At 68.7% G+C, this 17888-nt stretch carries 15 protein-coding genes; 6 read left to right on the top strand and 9 right to left on the bottom strand.

Annotated elements, in window-relative coordinates; all coding sequences use genetic code 11:
* The first annotated feature begins 198 nt into the window (after positions 1 to 198).
* Positions 199 to 1446: an ISL3 family transposase gene (locus tag ACZ5LB_RS10750; protein ID WP_464602215.1), complete on the top strand. Its 1248-nt coding sequence runs from the start codon at positions 199 to 201 to the stop codon at positions 1444 to 1446.
* Between the two features lie 641 nt (positions 1447 to 2087).
* Here the strand turns inward: ACZ5LB_RS10750 and ACZ5LB_RS10745 are convergent.
* From ACZ5LB_RS10745 to ACZ5LB_RS10735, 3 genes are all read right to left on the bottom strand, one after another.
* Positions 2088 to 3275 carry an acetate/propionate family kinase gene (locus tag ACZ5LB_RS10745; protein ID WP_464602214.1) on the bottom strand — a complete coding sequence of 396 codons (1188 nt, stop codon included), beginning with the start codon at positions 3273 to 3275 and terminating at the stop codon, positions 2088 to 2090.
* Positions 3276 to 3363: 88 nt separating this feature from the next.
* On the bottom strand, positions 3364 to 4227 hold the full coding sequence (locus tag ACZ5LB_RS10740) for a TIGR02757 family protein (RefSeq protein ID WP_464602213.1): 864 nt from the start codon (positions 4225 to 4227) through the stop codon (positions 3364 to 3366).
* Positions 4224 to 4826: a hypothetical protein gene (locus ACZ5LB_RS10735; RefSeq protein WP_464602212.1), complete on the bottom strand. Its 603-nt coding sequence runs from the start codon at positions 4824 to 4826 to the stop codon at positions 4224 to 4226. The genes ACZ5LB_RS10740 and ACZ5LB_RS10735 overlap by 4 nt, the downstream gene beginning before the upstream one ends.
* Positions 4827 to 4902: 76 nt before the next feature.
* Between ACZ5LB_RS10735 and ACZ5LB_RS10730 the strand changes: the two genes are divergently transcribed.
* Positions 4903 to 5769 carry a GspE/PulE/PilB domain-containing protein gene (locus tag ACZ5LB_RS10730; protein ID WP_464602211.1) on the top strand — a complete coding sequence of 289 codons (867 nt, stop codon included), beginning with the start codon at positions 4903 to 4905 and terminating at the stop codon, positions 5767 to 5769.
* Between the two features lies 1 nt (position 5770).
* Here the strand turns inward: ACZ5LB_RS10730 and ACZ5LB_RS10725 are convergent, their stop codons facing one another.
* The 3 genes from ACZ5LB_RS10725 to ACZ5LB_RS10715 are packed head-to-tail and all read right to left on the bottom strand — an operon-like array spanning position 5771 to position 8363.
* Positions 5771 to 5950 carry a hypothetical protein gene (locus ACZ5LB_RS10725; RefSeq protein WP_464602210.1) on the bottom strand — a complete coding sequence of 60 codons (180 nt, stop codon included), beginning with the start codon at positions 5948 to 5950 and terminating at the stop codon, positions 5771 to 5773.
* Positions 5951 to 5957: 7 nt separating this feature from the next.
* Positions 5958 to 8117 carry a ferrous iron transport protein B gene (gene feoB, locus ACZ5LB_RS10720; protein ID WP_464602209.1) on the bottom strand — a complete coding sequence of 720 codons (2160 nt, stop codon included), beginning with the start codon at positions 8115 to 8117 and terminating at the stop codon, positions 5958 to 5960.
* On the bottom strand, positions 8118 to 8363 hold the full coding sequence (locus tag ACZ5LB_RS10715) for a FeoA family protein (RefSeq protein WP_464602208.1): 246 nt from the start codon (positions 8361 to 8363) through the stop codon (positions 8118 to 8120).
* Positions 8364 to 8482: 119 nt separating this feature from the next.
* On the opposite strand from ACZ5LB_RS10715, the gene pgsA reads away from it, so the two are divergent.
* Genes pgsA through ACZ5LB_RS10695 form a run of 4 tightly spaced genes read left to right on the top strand, consistent with a single transcriptional unit; the run spans position 8483 to position 14602 of the window.
* Positions 8483 to 9043, top strand: a complete 561-nt coding sequence (gene pgsA / locus ACZ5LB_RS10710) for a CDP-diacylglycerol--glycerol-3-phosphate 3-phosphatidyltransferase (RefSeq protein ID WP_464602207.1) — start codon at positions 8483 to 8485, stop codon at positions 9041 to 9043.
* A complete protein-coding gene (locus ACZ5LB_RS10705) occupies positions 9040 to 10083 on the top strand; it encodes an AI-2E family transporter (RefSeq protein WP_464602206.1) in 1044 nt (347 codons plus the stop codon). Before pgsA ends, ACZ5LB_RS10705 begins: the two co-directional genes overlap by 4 nt.
* Positions 10080 to 13967: a hybrid sensor histidine kinase/response regulator gene (locus tag ACZ5LB_RS10700; RefSeq protein WP_464602205.1), complete on the top strand. Its 3888-nt coding sequence runs from the start codon at positions 10080 to 10082 to the stop codon at positions 13965 to 13967. Before ACZ5LB_RS10705 ends, ACZ5LB_RS10700 begins: the two co-directional genes overlap by 4 nt.
* Positions 13968 to 13993: 26 nt before the next feature.
* A complete protein-coding gene (locus ACZ5LB_RS10695) occupies positions 13994 to 14602 on the top strand; it encodes a response regulator (RefSeq protein ID WP_464602204.1) in 609 nt (202 codons plus the stop codon).
* Here the strand turns inward: ACZ5LB_RS10695 and ACZ5LB_RS10690 are convergent.
* The 3 genes from ACZ5LB_RS10690 to ndk all read right to left on the bottom strand — a co-directional run bounded on the left by ACZ5LB_RS10690 (position 14581) and on the right by ndk (position 17836).
* Positions 14581 to 16359 carry an asparagine synthetase B family protein gene (locus ACZ5LB_RS10690; RefSeq protein ID WP_464602203.1) on the bottom strand — a complete coding sequence of 593 codons (1779 nt, stop codon included), beginning with the start codon at positions 16357 to 16359 and terminating at the stop codon, positions 14581 to 14583. The two genes, ACZ5LB_RS10695 and ACZ5LB_RS10690, sit on opposite strands and share 22 nt — an antisense overlap.
* 101 nt (positions 16360 to 16460) lie before the next feature.
* Entirely contained in the window at positions 16461 to 17183 is a 723-nt protein-coding gene (locus ACZ5LB_RS10685; protein ID WP_464602202.1) for a GNAT family N-acetyltransferase, read from the bottom strand.
* Positions 17184 to 17416: 233 nt separating this feature from the next.
* Complete coding sequence (gene ndk, locus ACZ5LB_RS10680) at positions 17417 to 17836, bottom strand: nucleoside-diphosphate kinase (RefSeq protein WP_464602201.1); 420 nt, start codon at positions 17834 to 17836, stop codon at positions 17417 to 17419.
* Positions 17837 to 17888 lie beyond the last annotated feature (52 nt).

Raw genomic sequence — 17888 nt, 5'->3', positions numbered from 1 at the left:
AGTGGCTCAAAACCATGCTGCTGCTGACCGTCGCTGTGGGCGGTGTGGGAAACGCGTCAGCGTTTTCCAGGCGGAGCCCGAGGGTGTGGGAAGGACGCGGACCCGAAGGGCGGCCATAGGCCGTTCCGCGGAGCGGAATCCGCCGGGCTTTCCATTCCCGAGCACCGGCCACAGAGGGTGGGTCGGCGCGCCTGTTCCATGGACAATGGGGCCATGGACACCAACACCCTGTTCACCATGGCACTCGGCCTCCAGGCCCCTTGGGAGGTCAAGAATCTCCAGTTCGACGAGGAGGCCAAGCGGTTGGACATCACGATCGATTTCACCCGTGGGGCTGACTTTCCATGCCCGGTCTGCGGCCAGCCCGCCAAGGTCCACGACACCGAGGAGAAGACCTGGCGGCACCTGGACTTCTTTCAGCACGCCGCTTACCTGACGGCCCGGGTGCCTCGCTGCAAGTGCGATGTGGACGGGGTCAAGCAAGTCCAGGTCCCCTGGGCTCGACCCGGATCAGGTTTCACCCTCCTGTTCGAAGCCTTGATCATGACCTTGGTCCAGGCCATGCCGGTAGCCACAGTCGCCAAGCTGGTCGGCGAGCACGATACCAAGCTCTGGCGGTTGGTACATCACCACGTGGATGAGGCCCGGGCAAAGGTGGACATGTCCACCGTCACCCGGATCGGCATTGACGAGACCGCCGCCAAGCGCGGGCACAACTACATCACCCTGGTCATGGACATGGAGGAGAAGAAGGTCCTGTTCGGTGTGGCCGGGCGAAGCCATGAGACCGTGCAGGCCTTCAAGGCCGACCTCGTGGCCCACATGGGTGACCCAGAGAGGATCGAGGAGGCCTGCCTGGACATGTCTCCCTCGTTCATCAAGGGGCTGAGAGCGCATTTCCCGAAGGCGCACCTGACCTTCGACCGCTTCCATGTCATGCAGATGATCAACAGGGCCGTGGACGACGTGCGGCGCGGAGAGGCCAAGGATCGGCCCGAGCTCAAGAAGACCCGCTACATCTGGCTGAAGAACCCCTCGAACCTCAGGGCGACCCAGGCTGGGAGGCTCCAGGAGCTGCGGGGCGCGAACCTGCTGACGGCTGAGGCCTACCGAATGAAACTCACCCTCCAGGACTTCTATGAGCAGGCGAATCCACAAGCGGCTGGGATGTTCCTGAAAGAGTGGATCACGATGGTCCGGGAGTCCGGCATCCAACCCATGGTCAAAGCCGCCGACACGCTCAAGGACCACATGGCTGGGGTTCTGCGCTGGTTCAAGAGCGGCCTGGCCAATGGGCTGCTGGAAGGCATCAACTCGCTGCTCCAGGCCGCCAAGTCCAAAGCCCGGGGCTACCGGACCATCCGCAACCTGGTGACGATGGCCTACCTCATCGCCGGCAAGCTGAAGTTCGATCTGACCCCAGCCTGGCAAACCGCCCGGTTATAACCGGTCGCTACCCACTCGATTCAGCGAGGAACCAAAAAACAATGACGCTGAGGTCGCCGAGTCGCCGAGGACGCGGAGGGAGCGCCGACCCATCCACGCACGGGCCCTGGCCCGCTGACGCGGGCCGCAGCGCTGGCGCGCTGCCCTTTCGAGGCGGAAGCCTGTCCGCATGCAAGCATGCGGACAGGCCCCCGCCTCGAAAGGGCGGACGGGCCCATGCTGCCTTTCAGGTTCGTGCCTCTGGCACTCACGTGCGATTCAGGACGCCTCGAAACCGGTTCATCCAACGGTGGGCGGTGAACCCGAACCTCTGAATCCGATCCCGGGTGCCGTCAAGGCTGTTGTCCTGGTTCCGGTCCCTGGACTTGAGTCGGGGGGGGGACTCGAAGGCTAGCACGGGCCCGATCACCCTTTCGATGCGTGGGCCTGTCCGAATGCTTGCATGCGGACAGGCCCACGCATCGAAAGGGGCAGCGCGCCAGTGCTGCGGCCCGCGTCAGCGGGCCAGGGCCCGTGCGAGGATGGGTCGGCGCTCTCTCCGCGTCCTCGGCGACTCGGCGGCCTCTGCGTCATTGTTTTTTACATAACTCTACCGACGCAATGGGATTAGCCCGAGCGTTCGCGTCGACCGAGATGGGTTTTCAGTGCGAGGAAGTCAGCCGCTTGGCTTCCCGGGCGATCATGAGTTCCTCATTCGTGGGCACCACCACCACGGCCACCTTGGAGTCGGGCCGGGAGATGAAGCGGTCCGCCTTGCTGCGGGTGGCGTTGATCTCCTCGTCCAGGGACACGCCCAGGAAGCCCAGGCGCTGGCAGATCCAGCTGCGCAGGCCGGGGGAGTTCTCGCCGATGCCGGCGGTGAAGCAGATGGCGTCCACGCCGTTCATGGCCGCGGCGTACCCGCCCACGTACTTCAGGACGCCGTAGCACAGCACCTCGTGGGCCAGCTTGGCGCGCTTGTTCTTCTCCATGGCCTCCTCCACCTCGCGGCAGTCGGAGGAGACGCCGGAGATGCCCAGCAGGCCGGACTTCTTGTTGAGCAGGGCGGAGAGGGCAGGGCCGTCGAGCTTCTCCTGCTCCATGAGGGTGGTGAGCACGCCCGGGTCCAGGTTGCCGCTGCGGGTGCCCATGACCACGCCTTCCAGGGGCGTGAGGCCCATGGAGGTGTCCACGCTGCGGCCGTTGTGCACGGCGGTGATGCTCGAGCCGTTGCCCAGGTGGCAGGTGATGATCTTGGTGGCTTCCAGGGGCTTGCCCAGGAGGTTGGCGGTGCGTTCGGCCACGTAGCGGTGGCTGGTGCCGTGGAAGCCGTAGCGGCGCAGGCCCAGGCGCTGGCAGAGCTCGTAGGGCAGGCCGTAGGTGTAGGCGTATTCGGGCATGCTGTGGTGGAAGGACGTGTCGAAGACCGCCACCTGGGGCACGCCGGGGAAGAGCTCCTGGGCGGTGCGGATGCCCGAGGCCGAGGCGGGGTTGTGCAGGGGCGCGTAGAAGGCCAGTTCCTCGATCTCCTTCAGCACCGCCGGGGTGATCACCTCGGAGTCGCCGAAATTGGGACCCCCGTGGGCCACGCGGTGGCCCACGGCGTAGACCTCCTGGTCCTCGCCCAGCACGGTGTGCCTGAGCTGGTCCATGATCGCGGCCAGGGCCTTCTTGTGGTTCGCCATGTCGAGCTCGAGACGGCCCTTCTCGCCCTGGATGGTCCAGCGGATGAAGCCCTCGGAGATCCCGATGCGCTCGGCGATGCCATCCGCCAGCGTCCTCTCCTCCTCCATGTCGACTAGGTTGAACTTCAGCGAGGATGAGCCGGCATTCAGGACGAGGATCAACACAAGATACTCCTATCGTTAATTCGATTCTCCCTAGTCTAAACCGAACGCAGGCCCGATCCGCATGGGATCGGCCCACTTTTGAGCAAGATCACCGGCCCGCTCTGCATAGGTCCACCAGGGGGCACGCGGCGCATCCCGGCAGGCGCCGCACGCCGGGGCAGTCCCCGAGGATCCCCAGGTGGGCCATGGGGAAGTCGTAGCGGAGGGGGTCCTCCGGGCACAGGGCACGCAGCGCCTCGGTGATCTCCCGGGCCAGCTTGCCGTCGGGGGTGCGGCGGCGGCCGATGCCGATGAACCCCGAGATCCTCGCCACGTGCGTATCCAGGGGCATCACCAGGTCCGCTTTCGGGTAGTCGCGCCAAAGGCCCAGGTCGGGCCACTCGTCCCGGACCATCCAGCGCAGGAACATTCGCCAGCGCTTGCAGGCCGCGCCCTGGAGCGGATCAGGCAGATTGAATCTCAGTCCCGCGGTTTCCGGCAGTTCCTTGCGCAGCCGCAGGACCAGGGCGGAAAGCCGCTGGTCGGCGCCGGCGCCCTCCCGCGGGACCAGGTGGGGCTCCAGGCCCCGCCCTCCGCATTCCCGGGACAGCCGCGCCCAGGCGTGGATCCACTGGGCCATGTCCTCGCCGGTGTGGAAGCGCCAGGTCCAGCCCTTCAGGGCGGACCGCAGGTGGTCCAGGGCGCCGGGTTCCGCGGCCGCGGCCGCCGGATGGGCCCCCAGGGGCGCCAGGGCCGCCGCGATGGCCGTGAGCATGGGCGCGACCCTGCCGTAGGCCAGGTGCGCGGCGACGAAGGCCGCCAGCTCCTGGTCCGCCGCGGCGTCGAAGGTGCGGGGGATCGCCAGGGGATCCAGGGCCAGGGACGCCTCGCCCAGGTACCGGTCATGGAGCGCGTCGAGGCGCACCTTCAACGGGTCGAGGGGGGGCTTTCCGGGGCGGGGCGGTTTCTTCAAGGGCGGGGGACCTGTATCCACAGGCCTCCATCATCGCAGGTCAGGGTGACCCCCAGGGGAGCCGCCAGGGCCCAGGCCCACCGGGCGCCGATGTCGCCCGGCCGCTCTGGATCCTGCGCGGCGAGCCCCTCGGGCAGGAGGTTCACGGGCTCCATGCGGATGCACCATCGGGTGGGCTCCGCGGCGCAGCGGATCGTGAGGAGGTGGTCGCGCACGTAGGGCAGCGCCTGGCGCGCCACGGCCCGCAGGTACGAGCGGAGCCGGGTGCCGGGCCACTGGTCGGCCCCGCCCCGGGGCTCGAAGGTCACCGCGAACGCGCATCTGAAAAGGACACCCATGGGCTTGAGCTCGTCCAGAAGCTGGGCGCGCCAGTCGGATCCCTCCTGGAGGGCGGCCTCCGGGAGCGTGCCCATGGCCAGATGGCGGGCACGCTCGAGGGTGGCCATGCCTTCCTCCACCACGGCGTCCAGGCGGTCCTTGTCGCGGGTGCCCAGGGGCCGGCCGGGATCGGTGAGTTCCAGAACCCCCTGGATGCCCGCAAGCACGTTGGCCATGTCATGAAGTGCGGCCCGCATGAGAAGTTCCGCTTGTTTTTCCATGTTCACAACTTTCTGGGCAACGGAGGCATAGTGTGATTAAACTTCTGGGATAGTAACCTGGAAAGGCCCACCCCAAATGCACCCGGAGACCAAGAAATTGGGAGAAATGCTGGTGGACGCCGGCCTGATCACGCCGGCGCAGCAGCAGGAGGCCCTCCGCTACCAGAAGGCCGCGGGTGGGCGCATGGGCAGCAACCTGGTGGCCATGGGCATCATCAGCGACGACTCCCTCATGGATTTCCTGGCCCAGCAGACCGGTGTCCCGCGCCTGGACGTCAAGCATCTGGAGGTCGTCCCGGCGGTGCTGGAACGGATCCCCCGCCGGCTGGCGGAGCAGATGATGATGCTCCCCGTGGCCTTCAAGGAGCCCAAGTCCCTGGTGCTGGCCATGGCGGACCCTTCCGACCTGAACGCCGTGGACAGCGCGCGCTTCGCCTCCGGGCTCACCATCGAGCCCATGGTGGCCTCCCACTCCGCCCTGCGCCTGGCCATCGCCGACCAGTACCGCAAGCTGGAATCCGGAACCCTGGGCGTGACCATCGACGTGGGCCGCACACCGGTGGAGGAAAGCCTCCCGGTGAACTTCGAGCTGCCGTCCTCGGTGCCCACCCTCAAGCTGCCCCCCGCCGCCTTCCCCCGGGACCCCTTCTTCGACGGCCTGCCCTTCAAGGCGGAGACGACGCCTGCGGGACCCTTCGAGTTCTTCGTGGAACCGGAACCCGGGAGTCCCGCGGAGCCCCCGGCCCAGATCATCCACGCCCGCTCCGCCGTGGGCGAGCAGATCCAACCCATCGACCGCATCCCGTCCCGGGCCCTGCTGCTGGGCCTCATCCGGCTCCTGCAGCGCAGGGGCATCCTGGGCGCGGACGAACTGCAGCGCTTCATCGCCAACCTGGTGGAAGCAGGTGAATTGCCGGACGGGAGCAGCAGCCAGCAGCTGTAAGTCACACCTGCGAGTGCGAATCCTCCAGCCGGGCGCGGATGGCCTCCAGCTTCTTCGCGGGGCACTCCTTGGACTTGCAGGAACCGCATCCGGAGCCGCAGGCGGACTTGAACAGGCCCCGGGCCAGGTAGGCGCCGGCGAGGGTCGTCAGGGCAAGCATGATCCAGTGCTGAAGCGTCATGGCATCCTCACACGTAGCCCAAAAGGTGGCCGCCCACGACCGTCAGCCAGGCCATGAACCAGGCCAGTCCGGAACCGTAGACGATGGTGAAGCCGGCCCACAGCACGCTCCGGGTCTCCTTCATGATCATGCCCACCGTGCCCAGGCAGGGGGTGTAGATGAGCGTGAAGACCATGAAGGCCAGGGCCGTGAGGGGCGTCAGGCCGGAACGCTGCTTGAGGGCCTCCTGGAGGGCGCGGGCCTCGTCGCCCTCCCCGCCCTGGGCCTGGTGGATGACGGCCATGGTGCTCACGACGATCTCCTTGGCCACGAATCCCGCGGTCAGGGCCACGGTGTCCTTCCAGGCTTCGGGGCGGGTGTGGTAGGGATCGAGGATGGGGGCCAGGGTGGGCTGCAGGACCTTGCCGAACCGGGCCGCGAGGCTGGAGTTCACCACCCGGCTCTCGTGGGCCCGGTCCAGGGCGGCGAGCCGGATCTCCCGGTCGGCCTCGGGGAGGTTGAGGGCGCGCACCGCGGCGTGCTGGCTGTGGAGCTCGGCGGTCCACGAGGCGTTGGCGATCCCCGGGTAGTGGGAAAGGAACCACACCAGGGTGGAGCCCGCCAGGATCACCGTGCCGGCGCGGTTCAGGAAGACGCTCCCCTTCTCCCACATGTGGATCACGGTGCTCTTGAGCACCGGGAGGCGGTAGGGGGGCAGCTCCATGACGAAGGGCGCGTTCTCGCCGCGGAAAATCGACAGGCGCAGGAGCTTGCCCATGGCCATGGCCAGGAAGAAGCCCAGGAAGTGCATGGCGAGGATGGCGAAGGCGGCCTGCACGGGCCTGAAGAAGGTGCCGGCGATGACGATGTAGATCTGCAGGCGGGCCGAACAGGAGATGAGCGGCGCCACCAGGATGGTGATGAACCGGTCCTCCCGGGCCTCGATGGTGCGCGTGGCCTGCACCGCGGGCACGTTGCAGCCGGTGCCCATGATGAGGGGGATGAAGCTCTTGCCGTGGAGGCCCATGAGGTGCATGAGGCGGTCCATGATGAACGCCGCCCGGGCCATGTACCCCGTGTCCTCCAGGAAGGCGATGCAGCCCATGAGGAGCATGATCACCGGCACGAACACGATGACCGCGCCCACGCCGGGGATGATGCCGTCCACGAGGAGGCTGGCGAGCTCCCCGGCGGGAAGGTGGGCCGAGGCGTAGCCGTGGAGCCACCCGAAGGCCGCGGCGATCCAGTCCTGGGGGTACTTCCCCACCACGAAGGTGACGGTGTAGACCCCGATCATGATGGCGATGAAGATGGGGATGCCCAGGTACCGGTGGGTGAGCAGGGTATCCAGGCGGCCGGTGATGTCCGCGTGCTTGCGCCCGGTGCGCTGGACCACCTCCTCCACGAGCCCGTGCACGAAGCCGTAGCGGCCCTCGGCCAGCAGCGTGGACCCGTCGGACCCCAGGTGCGACTCCAGGAACGCGAGGCTGGCCTTCACCTGCGCGCCGACGGCCTTGCGGGCGTGGCTGCGTTCGACCAGCTCCAGGGCGTGGGGCACGCTCTCCAGCAGCTGCAGGGCGAGCCTGCGGGGCGGCTGGACCTGGGCGAGCTCCTCGTCGCGCAGGATCTCCTGGACGATTTTCTGGATCTCGCCCTCCATGTCCGGGCCGTAGTTCACCGAGGCCAGCTTGGCCGCGGACGCGCCGGCCACCTTGAGGACGGCTTCCTTGAGGGCCAGGATGCCCTCCTCGCGGTTGCCCACGGTGGGCACCACCGGGCCCCCCAGGAGCCTCTCCAGGGCGGGCACGTCGATCTTCAGGCCCTTCTCCTCGGCGTCATCCATCATGTTCAGCACGAAGACCATGGGCCGTCCCAGCTCAAGGAGCTGGGTGGTGAGGTAGAAGTTGCGTTCCAGGTTGGAGGCGTCCACCACGTTGACGATGACGTCCACGCTGGGGTCGGCCACGAACACGGCGGCGATGCGCTCGTCCTCGCTGCGCGCGGAAAGGGAGTACGTGCCGGGCAGGTCCACGACCTCCACGGTTCCCTGGGGCGTCTCGAAGGTTCCGCTGCGGCGCTCCACCGTGACCCCGGGCCAGTTGCCGACGTGGTGGCGCGACCCGGTAAGGGCATTGAAGATGGTGGTTTTCCCGCAGTTGGGGTTACCCGCAAGCGCCAGGGTGGTCATCTAGGTCTCCTCGGACACGAGGATGCACTGACCCTCTTCCCGCCTCAGAGAAAGGTGATAACCCTTGATTACAAGTTCCATGGGGTCACCCATGGGGGCGAGCTTCTCCACCTTGATGCGGGCGCCGCGGATGAATCCCATCTCCAGGAGCCGGTGGCGGATCTTACCCGTGGCCAGGATTTCGGTTACCACGGCCTCGGCGCCTGGCTGGAGGTCGCTGAGGGTTCTGGCTTGTACATGAGACATGATCTCAACTCCGTTCATTCAGAATAGAACAACAGGCCCCTGAAACAAGCGGGAATGCTGCGACACTAATCACAAGACCGCCAGGTTCCATTGCTACAATGCTTGTATAAACGGCTCCCATGGTCATCACATTTCCCAACATCCTGACGCTTCTGCGCATCTGCGCCGTCCCGTTCTTCGCGATCGCCGTGTGGTACGGGCGCACGACGGAGGCCTGCGTCCTGTTCGCCTGCGCGGGACTCACGGACCTCCTGGACGGGTGGATCGCCCGGCGCTTCAACCAGAAGTCCACCCTGGGCGCCGTCCTCGACCCGGCCGCGGACAAGCTCCTCATGACGACCGCCTTCGTGCTCCTGGCCTTTCCCCGGGAGGTGTACACCGTTCGGGTGCCCGCCTGGGTCGCCATCCTCGCCATCTCCCGGGACGTGATCATCTCCCTGGTGGCCCTGGTGGCCTACGAGCGTCTGGACCCCAGCAAGTTCGCGCCCTCCTGGCTGGGCAAGGCCACCACGTTCGTGGAACTGGTGGCCATCTCCCTGGCGCTGCTGTTCAACCACCTGGGTCCCCGGTACTGGTACAAATACCTGGTGCCCTGGGTCTTCTATCTCATCGCGGCCATGGTCGTCGCCTCGGGGGTCCATTACTTCTTCCGGGCCACCCACGTGACGGAACCTTCGTGAACGGGCCGGGCAGGGTGCGGATTCCCCTGGGGTTCCTCGCCCTGGCGGGGGCGGCCCTGGCGGCGCTGTGGTTCCTGCGCAGCGCGCTGGCGCCCTTCTTCCTGGCCCTGGTGCTGGCCTACGTGCTGGAACCCCTGGTGGCCCGCGCCGCCCGGAAGGTGGGGCGCGAATGGGCCTCCATCCTGGTCATCCTGGGGGCGGTGGCCGTGGCGGCGCTTCTGGCCTGGGCCCTCCTGCCGCTGCTGTGGGACCAGGGGGAACGCCTGGTGGCGTCCCTCCCGGATTACAAGGTTCGCCTGGAGGGTCGTTTCCTCCCCTGGCTCCAGGCCCACCCCGTGGTCCTGGCGAAGCTCCGCCAGGGCCTGGAAGGGCTGGAGCCCATGGCGCTCGTGAAGGAGGTGGGCATGGCCGGCGCGGGCCTCCTGGGCTGGCTCCTGTCGCTCATCACCCTGATCCTGGTGCCCCTCATCCTCTACTACCTCCTGGTGGAGGGCCACCGCCTCCTCCAGGAACTGGACGAGCTGGTCCCCAGCCGCCACCTGGAGCGGGCCAAGGGCATCGCGGACGAGATCAACCGGCGTCTGGGCGGCTACATCCGCGGGCAGCTGGCGGTGTCGCTGGTCATGTCGCTGCTCCAGGGCCTCGCCTTCCAGATCCTGGGGGTGCCCAACGCCTGGCTCCTGGGGCTGGTGGCGGGCTTTTCCAACGTGGTGCCGTACTCCCCCTACATCACCGCGCTGCCCCCCGCGCTGCTGTTCGCCGCGGTGAACGGGACCTCGGGCGGCGGCCTCCTCCTGGTGGCCCTGGTCTTCACGGTGGTGCAGAAGGCCGAGACGGTCTATTTCACCCCCGTTTGGGTGGGCCGCGCCAGCGGGCTCCACCCGCTGGAGGTGCTGCTGGCCATCCTGTCGTTCGGGTACGCGTTCGGGCTGGTCGGATTGATCTTCGCGGTGCCCCTGATGATCGTCCTCAAGGTGGCCGGGCGCATCGCCCTGGAGCACTACAAGGCCCATCCCTGGTTCGTGGGCGACGCGCCGTGAGGCGCGCGCTGGCCGTCCTGGCCCTGGCGGCGGGGTTGTGGGCGGGACAGCCGGGGGAATTGGGCCTGCCCTTCATCACCAACTACCGGCCCCGGGAGTATGCGGGACCGCCCCAGAACTGGGACTTCGTGGAGGACGTCCGCGGCGTCCTGTTCGCCGGCAACACGGCCGGGGTGCTGGAGTACGACGGCAACACCTGGCGCCTGATCCCCACCCGGAACCGCACCGCCGTGCGGTCCCTGGGCATGGATGCCGGCGGGCGCATCTTCGTGGGCGCCAAGAACGAATTCGGCTACCTGGCCCCGGATGCCAGCGGGCAGTTGCGCTACGTGCCCCTGGAGGACCTGGTGGAGCCCTCGGCGCGGCACTTCTCGGACGTGTGGAACGTGCTGCCCACCGCGGATGGCGTCTACTTCCAGACCCGCGAGCACCTTTTCCTGTACGACGGGAAGACCGTGAAGGACTTCAAGGCCGACACCTCCTTCACCCTCGCCTGGAAGGTCCGCGGCCGGATCCATCTCTACGAGCGCGGGATCGGGCCGGTGGTCTTCGACAACGGCCGGTTCGTGCCGTTGGCGGGGGCCGACCGGTTCGCCAAGGAGCTCGTGAACTTCATGCTCCCCTGGGGCTCCGGCCAGTCGATCATCCTGGGCACCAGCCACCAGGGGCTCTTCCTCTACGACGGCTGGGACATCGTGCCGTTCCCCACGGACGCCGACGCGGACCTGGCCCGGATCACCATCAGCCACGGGGCGATCCTGCGGGACGGAAACCTCGCGGTGGCGGCCATCCGGGGCGGCTGCTGGATCTTCGACCGCCAGGGCCGCCTCCTGCTGCGCCTGGACCGCCAGGGCGGCCTCCAGGAGGAGTTCGTGAACCGGATCTTCGTGGACCGGAACTCGCGGCTCTGGCTGGGCCTGAACCGGGGCATGGCCCGGGTGGAGTGGCCGTCGCCCTTCACCACCTTCGGCGAGGAGGCGGGGCTGGAGGGCACCGTCAACGCGCTGACCCGGCACGGGGGCCAGCTGTACGCGGGCACCAGCAAGGGGCTGTTCGTCCTGGGCCGCAGCCGCCCCAAGGCGCCGGCCGAGGACGCCCTGCCGCCGGGGGGGCCCCTGTGGCGCTTCCGCCGGGTGGAAGGCATCCGCGGCCAGGTGTGGGGCTTCCGCACGGTCAGGGACCGCCTTTTCGTGACCTGCAACGCGGGGCTCTTCGAGGCCCGCGGGGACCGGGCCGTCCTGGCCGTCTCCACCGCCGGCGAGCGGGACGCCTTCTGTCTCCTGCCCTCGCGGCGGGACGCCTCCCGGTACTACCTCGGGCTCACCACCGGCGTGGCACTCCTGCGCTGGAACGGCGCCCGGTGGAAGGACGAAGGGCGGATCCGGGACCTCAAGGCCGAGGCGCGCACCCTCGCGGAAGCCGAGGACGGGAGCCTGTGGGTGGGCACCCAGTCCTCGGGCGTCCGGCGCGTGAGGATGGGCCCCGGGGGCGCCCAGGAGGTGGAGTCCTTCGGCCTCGCCCAGGGGCTGCCCTCCATGGCCCACGACTTCGTGCGCGAGCTCTCCACGGGGCTGGTCTTCACCACCCACGCCGGGTTCTACCGGTTCGACGAGGGGACGAAGCGCTTCCGGCCCGATCCGCGGTTCGCGGCGCTGTTCCCGTTGGGCCCGCGGTACCCCGACGGCGTGGTGGAAGGGCCCGGCGGCCGGATCTGGATGCACGCCCAGGACGAGGCGACCCAGGAGCGGGACACGGGATACGCGGCGGCGGGCCCCGGGCTCCCCTACCGGTTCGAGAAGGGCAGCTTCCGGCGTCTGGGGGACGCAACCATCTACGCCATCCTGCCGGAGGCGGACGGCGCGGTGTGGATGGGCGGGCCCGAAGGCCTCGTGCGCTACGATGCCGGCCAGGAATTCGGCCGGCCCTGGACCAGCGGGGCGCAGGTGCGCCGGGTCACGGGCCCCGGGCGGCAGACGCTCTACGGCGGGGAAGGGGCCTGGAACGGCTCGGACCGCCTGCCTTACGCCTCCAATACGCTGCGGTTCGAATTCGCGGCCCCGGGCGGTTCCCCGGAGTCCGCCACCCAGTACCAGGTTCGCCTGGAGGGCTACGACCGGGCCTGGTCGCCCTGGACGTCCGAGACCTTCCGGGACTACACCAACCTGCCCGAGGGCACCTACCGCTTCCGGGTCGCCGCCCGCAACGGGGAGGGCCAGGTGGCCCCGGCCAGCTCCGTGGCCTTCCGCATCCTTCCGCCCTTCTACCGCACGTGGTGGGCCTACATGGCCTACTTCGCCCTGGGGGCCGTCCTGCTCAACCTGGTCATCAAGTGGCGCCTCTGGCGGAGCCGTCTGGCCCGGCGGATCCTGGTGCGCAAGGTGGTCGAGCGCACCGAGCAGCTGCGGCGCAAGACCGTCCAGCTCGAGCTCGCCAAGACCCAGGCCGAGGCCGCCACCCGCGCCAAGAGCGAATTCCTGGCCAACATGAGCCACGAGATCCGCACCCCCCTCAACGCCATCCTGGGCTATTCGGAGATCCTCCGGGACGAGGTCGGCGAACCGCGGCTGAGGGACCACCTCGCCGCCATCAGCAGCGGCGGCAAGGCCCTTCTGGGCATCATCGGCGACATCCTGGACCTCTCGAAGATCGAGGCGGGCCGCACGGAGATGGAATACGCGCCCGCCGACGTGGGCGGACTCGTGCGGGACGTGGTGAACACCTTCGCGCTGCGGTGCCGGGAGAAGGGACTGGACCTCCGGGTGGATGCAGATGCCGCGCTCCCCAGGATCCTGGTGGTCTCCCAGGTGCACCTCCGCCAGATCCTCTTCAACGTGGTGGGCAACGCGGTCAAGTTCACCGAGAAGGGCTCCGTGACCGTGGCGCTGCGGGAACGGGGACGGGGCCCGGACACCGTGGACCTGGCCATCGAGGTGAGCGACACGGGCATCGGCATCCCCGCCGGACAGGTGGAGACGATCTTCGAGGCCTTCCACCAGGTTTCGGGCCAGGACGCCGCCCGGTACGGCGGGACGGGCCTGGGCCTCGCCATCTGCCGGCGCCTGGCCGGCATGATGGGCGGCGAGTTGCGCGTGGCCAGCACCGAGGGCCTGGGCAGCACCTTCACCCTCCTCCTCCACGGGGTGGCCGTCTCCAGCGAGGACGAAGTGCGCGAAGACCAGGACGCGCCGTTCCGGGGCGAGTTCCTGCCGGCCACCCTGCTCCTGGTGGATGACCTGAAGGCCAACCGCGACCTGCTCAAGCACCTCTTCGGGAGCTACCCCTTCCGCTTCGAGGAGGCCGCCGACGGCGCCGAGGGCGTGGAGCTGGCCCGGAAGGTCCGCCCCGACCTCATCGTCATGGACCTGCGCATGCCCGTCCTGGACGGCATCCAGGCCACCCGGATCCTCAAGGCCGACGACCGCCTGAAGTCCATCCCCATCATCGTCCTCACCGCCTCCACGACCCAGGCCGACGAGGCGCCGGTGCTGGAGAGCGGCGCCGACGCCTTCCTGCGCAAGCCGGTGTCCCGGTCCAGGCTCGCCGCCGAACTGGCCCGGTTCCTCCCCGTGCGGGCCGAAGCCGCCGCCGGCGCCCCCGCGGAGCCGGCGCCCGAGGTGCGCGCCGCCCTGCCGCGGCTCCTGGCCGAACTGGAGGGCCAGGCCATGGAGGAGTGGGGCCAGCTCAAGGATTCCTTCTTCATCGACCGCATGACGGGCTTTGCCGCGCGCATGTCGGCCCAGGCCGACGCCTTCGGGGAACCGGGCCTGAAGGCGTGGTCGGCCCAGGTGCTTGACCAGGCCGGGGCGTTCGACATGGAGAACCTTCCGGCGACCTTCCGGCGCTTCCCCGAAGTGGTGGAGGCCGTGCGCGGCCACTGCCGGTAGACTTGACCCAGCCCAGGACCCTGACCGTGCCTGACACCATCCCCCATATCCTCATCGTGGACGACATCCCCCGGAACCTCCAGGTGCTCGCGCTTCTCCTGGACAAGGCCGGATACCGGGTGTCCATGGCCATGGAAGGTGGCAGGGCCCTGGAGATGATCAAGGTGGAGCCGCCCGACCTCATCCTCCTGGACGTGATGATGCCCGGGCTGGACGGGCTGGAGGTGTGCCGCCGCCTCCAGGCCGACGAGGCCGTGCGCGACATCCCCGTCATCTTCCTCACCGCCCGGGCCGAACTGGAGGACCTGGAGGAGGGGTTCCGCCTGGGGGCCGTGGACTACGTCACCAAGCCCTTCCGCGGCGCCGAACTCCTGGCCCGGGTCGCCATCCACGTGCGGCTGCGCCAGGCCCTGGAGCGCGAGCGCGAGCTCAGGCGCAGCCTGGAGGACACCCTGGCCCAGGTCAAGACCCTTTCGGGCCTGCTGCCCATCTGCGCCCGGTGCAAGAAGATCCGGGACGACAACGGGTACTGGAACCAGATCGAGGCCTTCATCTCCGCCCACAGCGACGCGGACTTCACGCACGGCATCTGCCCGGAATGCTCCAGCGCGCTCTATCCCGAGATGGAGGCCTGACCGTCGGGCTTCCAGGCGCCGTCGCGGGGCCGAGTAATACTTGGACAGCCTCCTGGACCCAGCGTCGACGCGTCCCCCTCGAAGATCCGGATCAGCCGGCTGACCAGGGCGCTGCGGAAGGCCATCACCCGCAGGGTCGGTCCCACCGGCCGCCCCATGGTCCTCAGGGCCGAGATCAGGGGGGCGGGGATGATCCGCTTGAGGATGGCCCGCGCGTGGCCCGAGTTCGCGATGGGCATGGCATCGCTGCGCAGGGCGGCCTCCAGGGAGGCCCGGAACGGCGGCGGCAGCAGGCGGTTCAAGGATTCGCCGTGGAGCTCGTCCTGCATCCAGGTCTGGTACGGTTCCGTGTGCAGGAACTGGTTGCGGGAATCGTCGGCGGCCAGGACCGCGAAGGGGATCGGCGGGCTCAGCGACCTGACCAGCTGCTCGTAGAGATTCCGCCGTACGCGGAGGTGGTCGGGCAGCTGGCGCACGAACTCCATGACGGACTGGGCGAGCATGGGGTTGGCGACCTCTACGAAGGGGGTCTTGACGTCCGTGAGGGCGGCCAGGGAGATGGGAATGAAGCAGGTGTGGATGAGGCGGTCCCCGTAGGTCTGCAGGGACTCGTCCGGGTAGCGCTTCAGGTCGTCGGGGAGCGCCTGCCGGCCGTCGGAGATCATCCCGGCGGTCTCCTCCCCCAGGATCTCGGAAAGGAGGACCATGTCCTGGGCGTACCGGTGGTGCATCTCGGGCCGGGAGATCGTGCCGAAGCCCTCATCCCCCCGGATGATGCCTCCCACCCCTTCGCGGGCGAGGCGGGTCCACATCCTGAGACCGTCGAGGTAGGGGAACAGGGCGTCCGTGGTGCCGCCGTGGGCGGCGAGGAACGCGTCCACCACCTCCCGGGGCGCGGCGTCCGACCGCTCCGTGAGGAAGTAGTCGTTGGCCAGCCCGTAATGCCTGGCGAGGCGTTCGGCGACGAAGGCGTCGTTGCCCCGCTGGGTGCGCGACGAAGCCATCCCCCAGGTCACGGTGCGGGGCCGGAACCCGGTGCCGTCGAGGGCGGCGAGCACCATCCGGCTGTCGTAGCCCCCCGACAGGGGCACCACCCATTGGGGCGAACGGGTGCGGCATTCCCGGATGGCGTTGCCCAGGACCGCGCCCAGGCCCTCCAGGGCCTCGGCCGTGGTCATGTTCCGGTTCTGGAAGACCACCGGGGTGGTGTGCAGGTCCAGGGTCCAGCGCGCCCGGTCCAGGGTCAGGCGCGCGCCCCGGGGCAGGCGCCGGATGCGGGCATCCCACGCGTCCGTGGGGCCCAGGGATCCCGAGGAGAGGAACCACGCGAAGGCGGACCGGTTGAAATGAAGATCCCGGAGGAGGCAGATGAGCGCCCGCTGGGAGGTGGAGGCCAGGAATTCGCCGTCCAGGAAGGCGTACCAGAGCGTCCGGGTCCCGCTGAAGTCGGAGCAGAGCTCCGTGGTCCCGCCGTGGGAGCGCACCAGCGCGTACGTCCCGTCCGGGAGCGCGGTCCCCGGGAGGTGCCAGTCCTTCCAGTCCCCCACGAAGGCGCCCAGGTGGGCCGAGAACCCCTCGATGCAGGCCGTGCCGTCCGGGCCCGTCACGCACAGCGCCTGGCCCGCCTCCTGGCGGATCCGGTGGGGGAATTCCCCCCGCAGGGCGTCTGGCGTGATGCGGTCCGCCACCCGCGCAAGGCTGTCCCCGGCCGACCCGCCGAGGCCAACGGGGCGGCACATGTAGATCAGGTTTGCCATGGGGCCATCATGTCGGGTCGATCCTGTTCACAGAGATTCCATTCTTGCAGGGGGATCCCTTCACCCCTGCGGCCTGGATGGGTTTTCGGAAGCAGGCTCCATCATACCTCCGGTACGCGTTCCTCCGACGCCCGGGCGCGGGAGTCCGAAGGGCCGGCGAGGACCCCCGGCGGCAACGGGAGGAGGCGGATCTTCCAGACCATGGCCAGCACCATGCGGACCCGGAGGAGGCCCAGGCACCTGGCCGGACTCTTGGCGAGGCTCGCCTGGGAGGCGCGGTTCTCCACGGCCACCAGCATGACGACCCGGGTGCCCACCGGCATGTGCCCAGTCACGTAGGCGAAGAACGCGCCGTTGATGCCCCGGCCCCGCCATTCGGGACGCACCCAGGCGCTGCCCAGGTACACCGCGTCCGGCCCCAGCCACCGTGCGACCGGGTCCCAGGGGTACCGCCAGCCGTGGGCCACCGGTTCCCCGTCGATGCTGAGGACGTAGGCCACCGCCTGCCGGCGGAAATGATGCATTTCATCCCCTCCGCCCGCCCGCACGAGCCGGTCGATGTCCGGGTCCCCCTCGCTGTGGAACATCTGGACGGTCCAGCCTTCGGGCAGGCTGGGATTCCCGCCGACGGTGCGGTACTCGTACACCAGGTTCTCGGTCAGCTCCGTCACCCGGCTCAGAAGGTAGGAGGCGGCGGCGCGGAATCCCTGGGTCCTCCCCTTACGTACCAGGTCCAGGAGGAAGGGGCGCGCCCGGCGGAGCACATCCCCGGCCGCGGCCCGCAAGGAACGGGACCGGCGGTGAAGGGGGGGTGTCTCGCTCATGCCTGGCCTCTCCTGGGGAGATCTCCGGGCCTCGCGACGTTCCGCGGGGGTGGGGATTCTTGCGGCGCGGAATTCGGGGGGGTAGGCGATCGGGTGCGTGGAATTTAGCCTTGACTATGACAAAACGGTTCCGGCCGATCAAGCCCTCGAATTATTAACCTTCCCTGAAAGCAAAAATAAGGACGTCCTCCGGAGGTCCTCCGGGGGACGTCCCAGGCCGGGCCTGCGCGGGATCAGACCCGGTCGAAGGCGCTGAAGAAGTAGCTCACCTCGCGGGCCGCCGACTCCGGGGAATCGGAACCGTGGGTGGCATTGCGCCCCATGTTCGCGCCGTAGAGCTTGCGGAGGGTGCCCTCGGCGGCCTTGGCGGGGTCCGTGGCGCCCATGAGCTCGCGCCAGCGGAGGATGGCGTTCTCGCCCTCCAGGCAGAGGAGGACCACGGGGCCTTCGGTCATGAAGGCCTCCAGTTCGGGGTAGAACCCCTTGTGGACGTGTTCGGCGTAGAAGCCCTTGCAGATGGCGGGGGTGAGGCGGGCCATGCGCATGCCCCGGAGGGTGAAGCCGGCCTTCTCGATGGCGGAGAGGATGTTGCCGATGTTGCCGTCCTGGACGGCGTTGGGCTTGATGATGCCAAACGTCTGTTCCACGCTCATTGATGCTCCATAAACAATCCCACAGTTTGCCTGGGGGTCCTGGAACACTCAA

The organism is Mesoterricola sp. MK458, from assembly GCF_055384935.1.
Note: the sequence above shows the minus strand (reverse complement) of the source record. Positions and strands in the feature narration are given on the sequence as shown.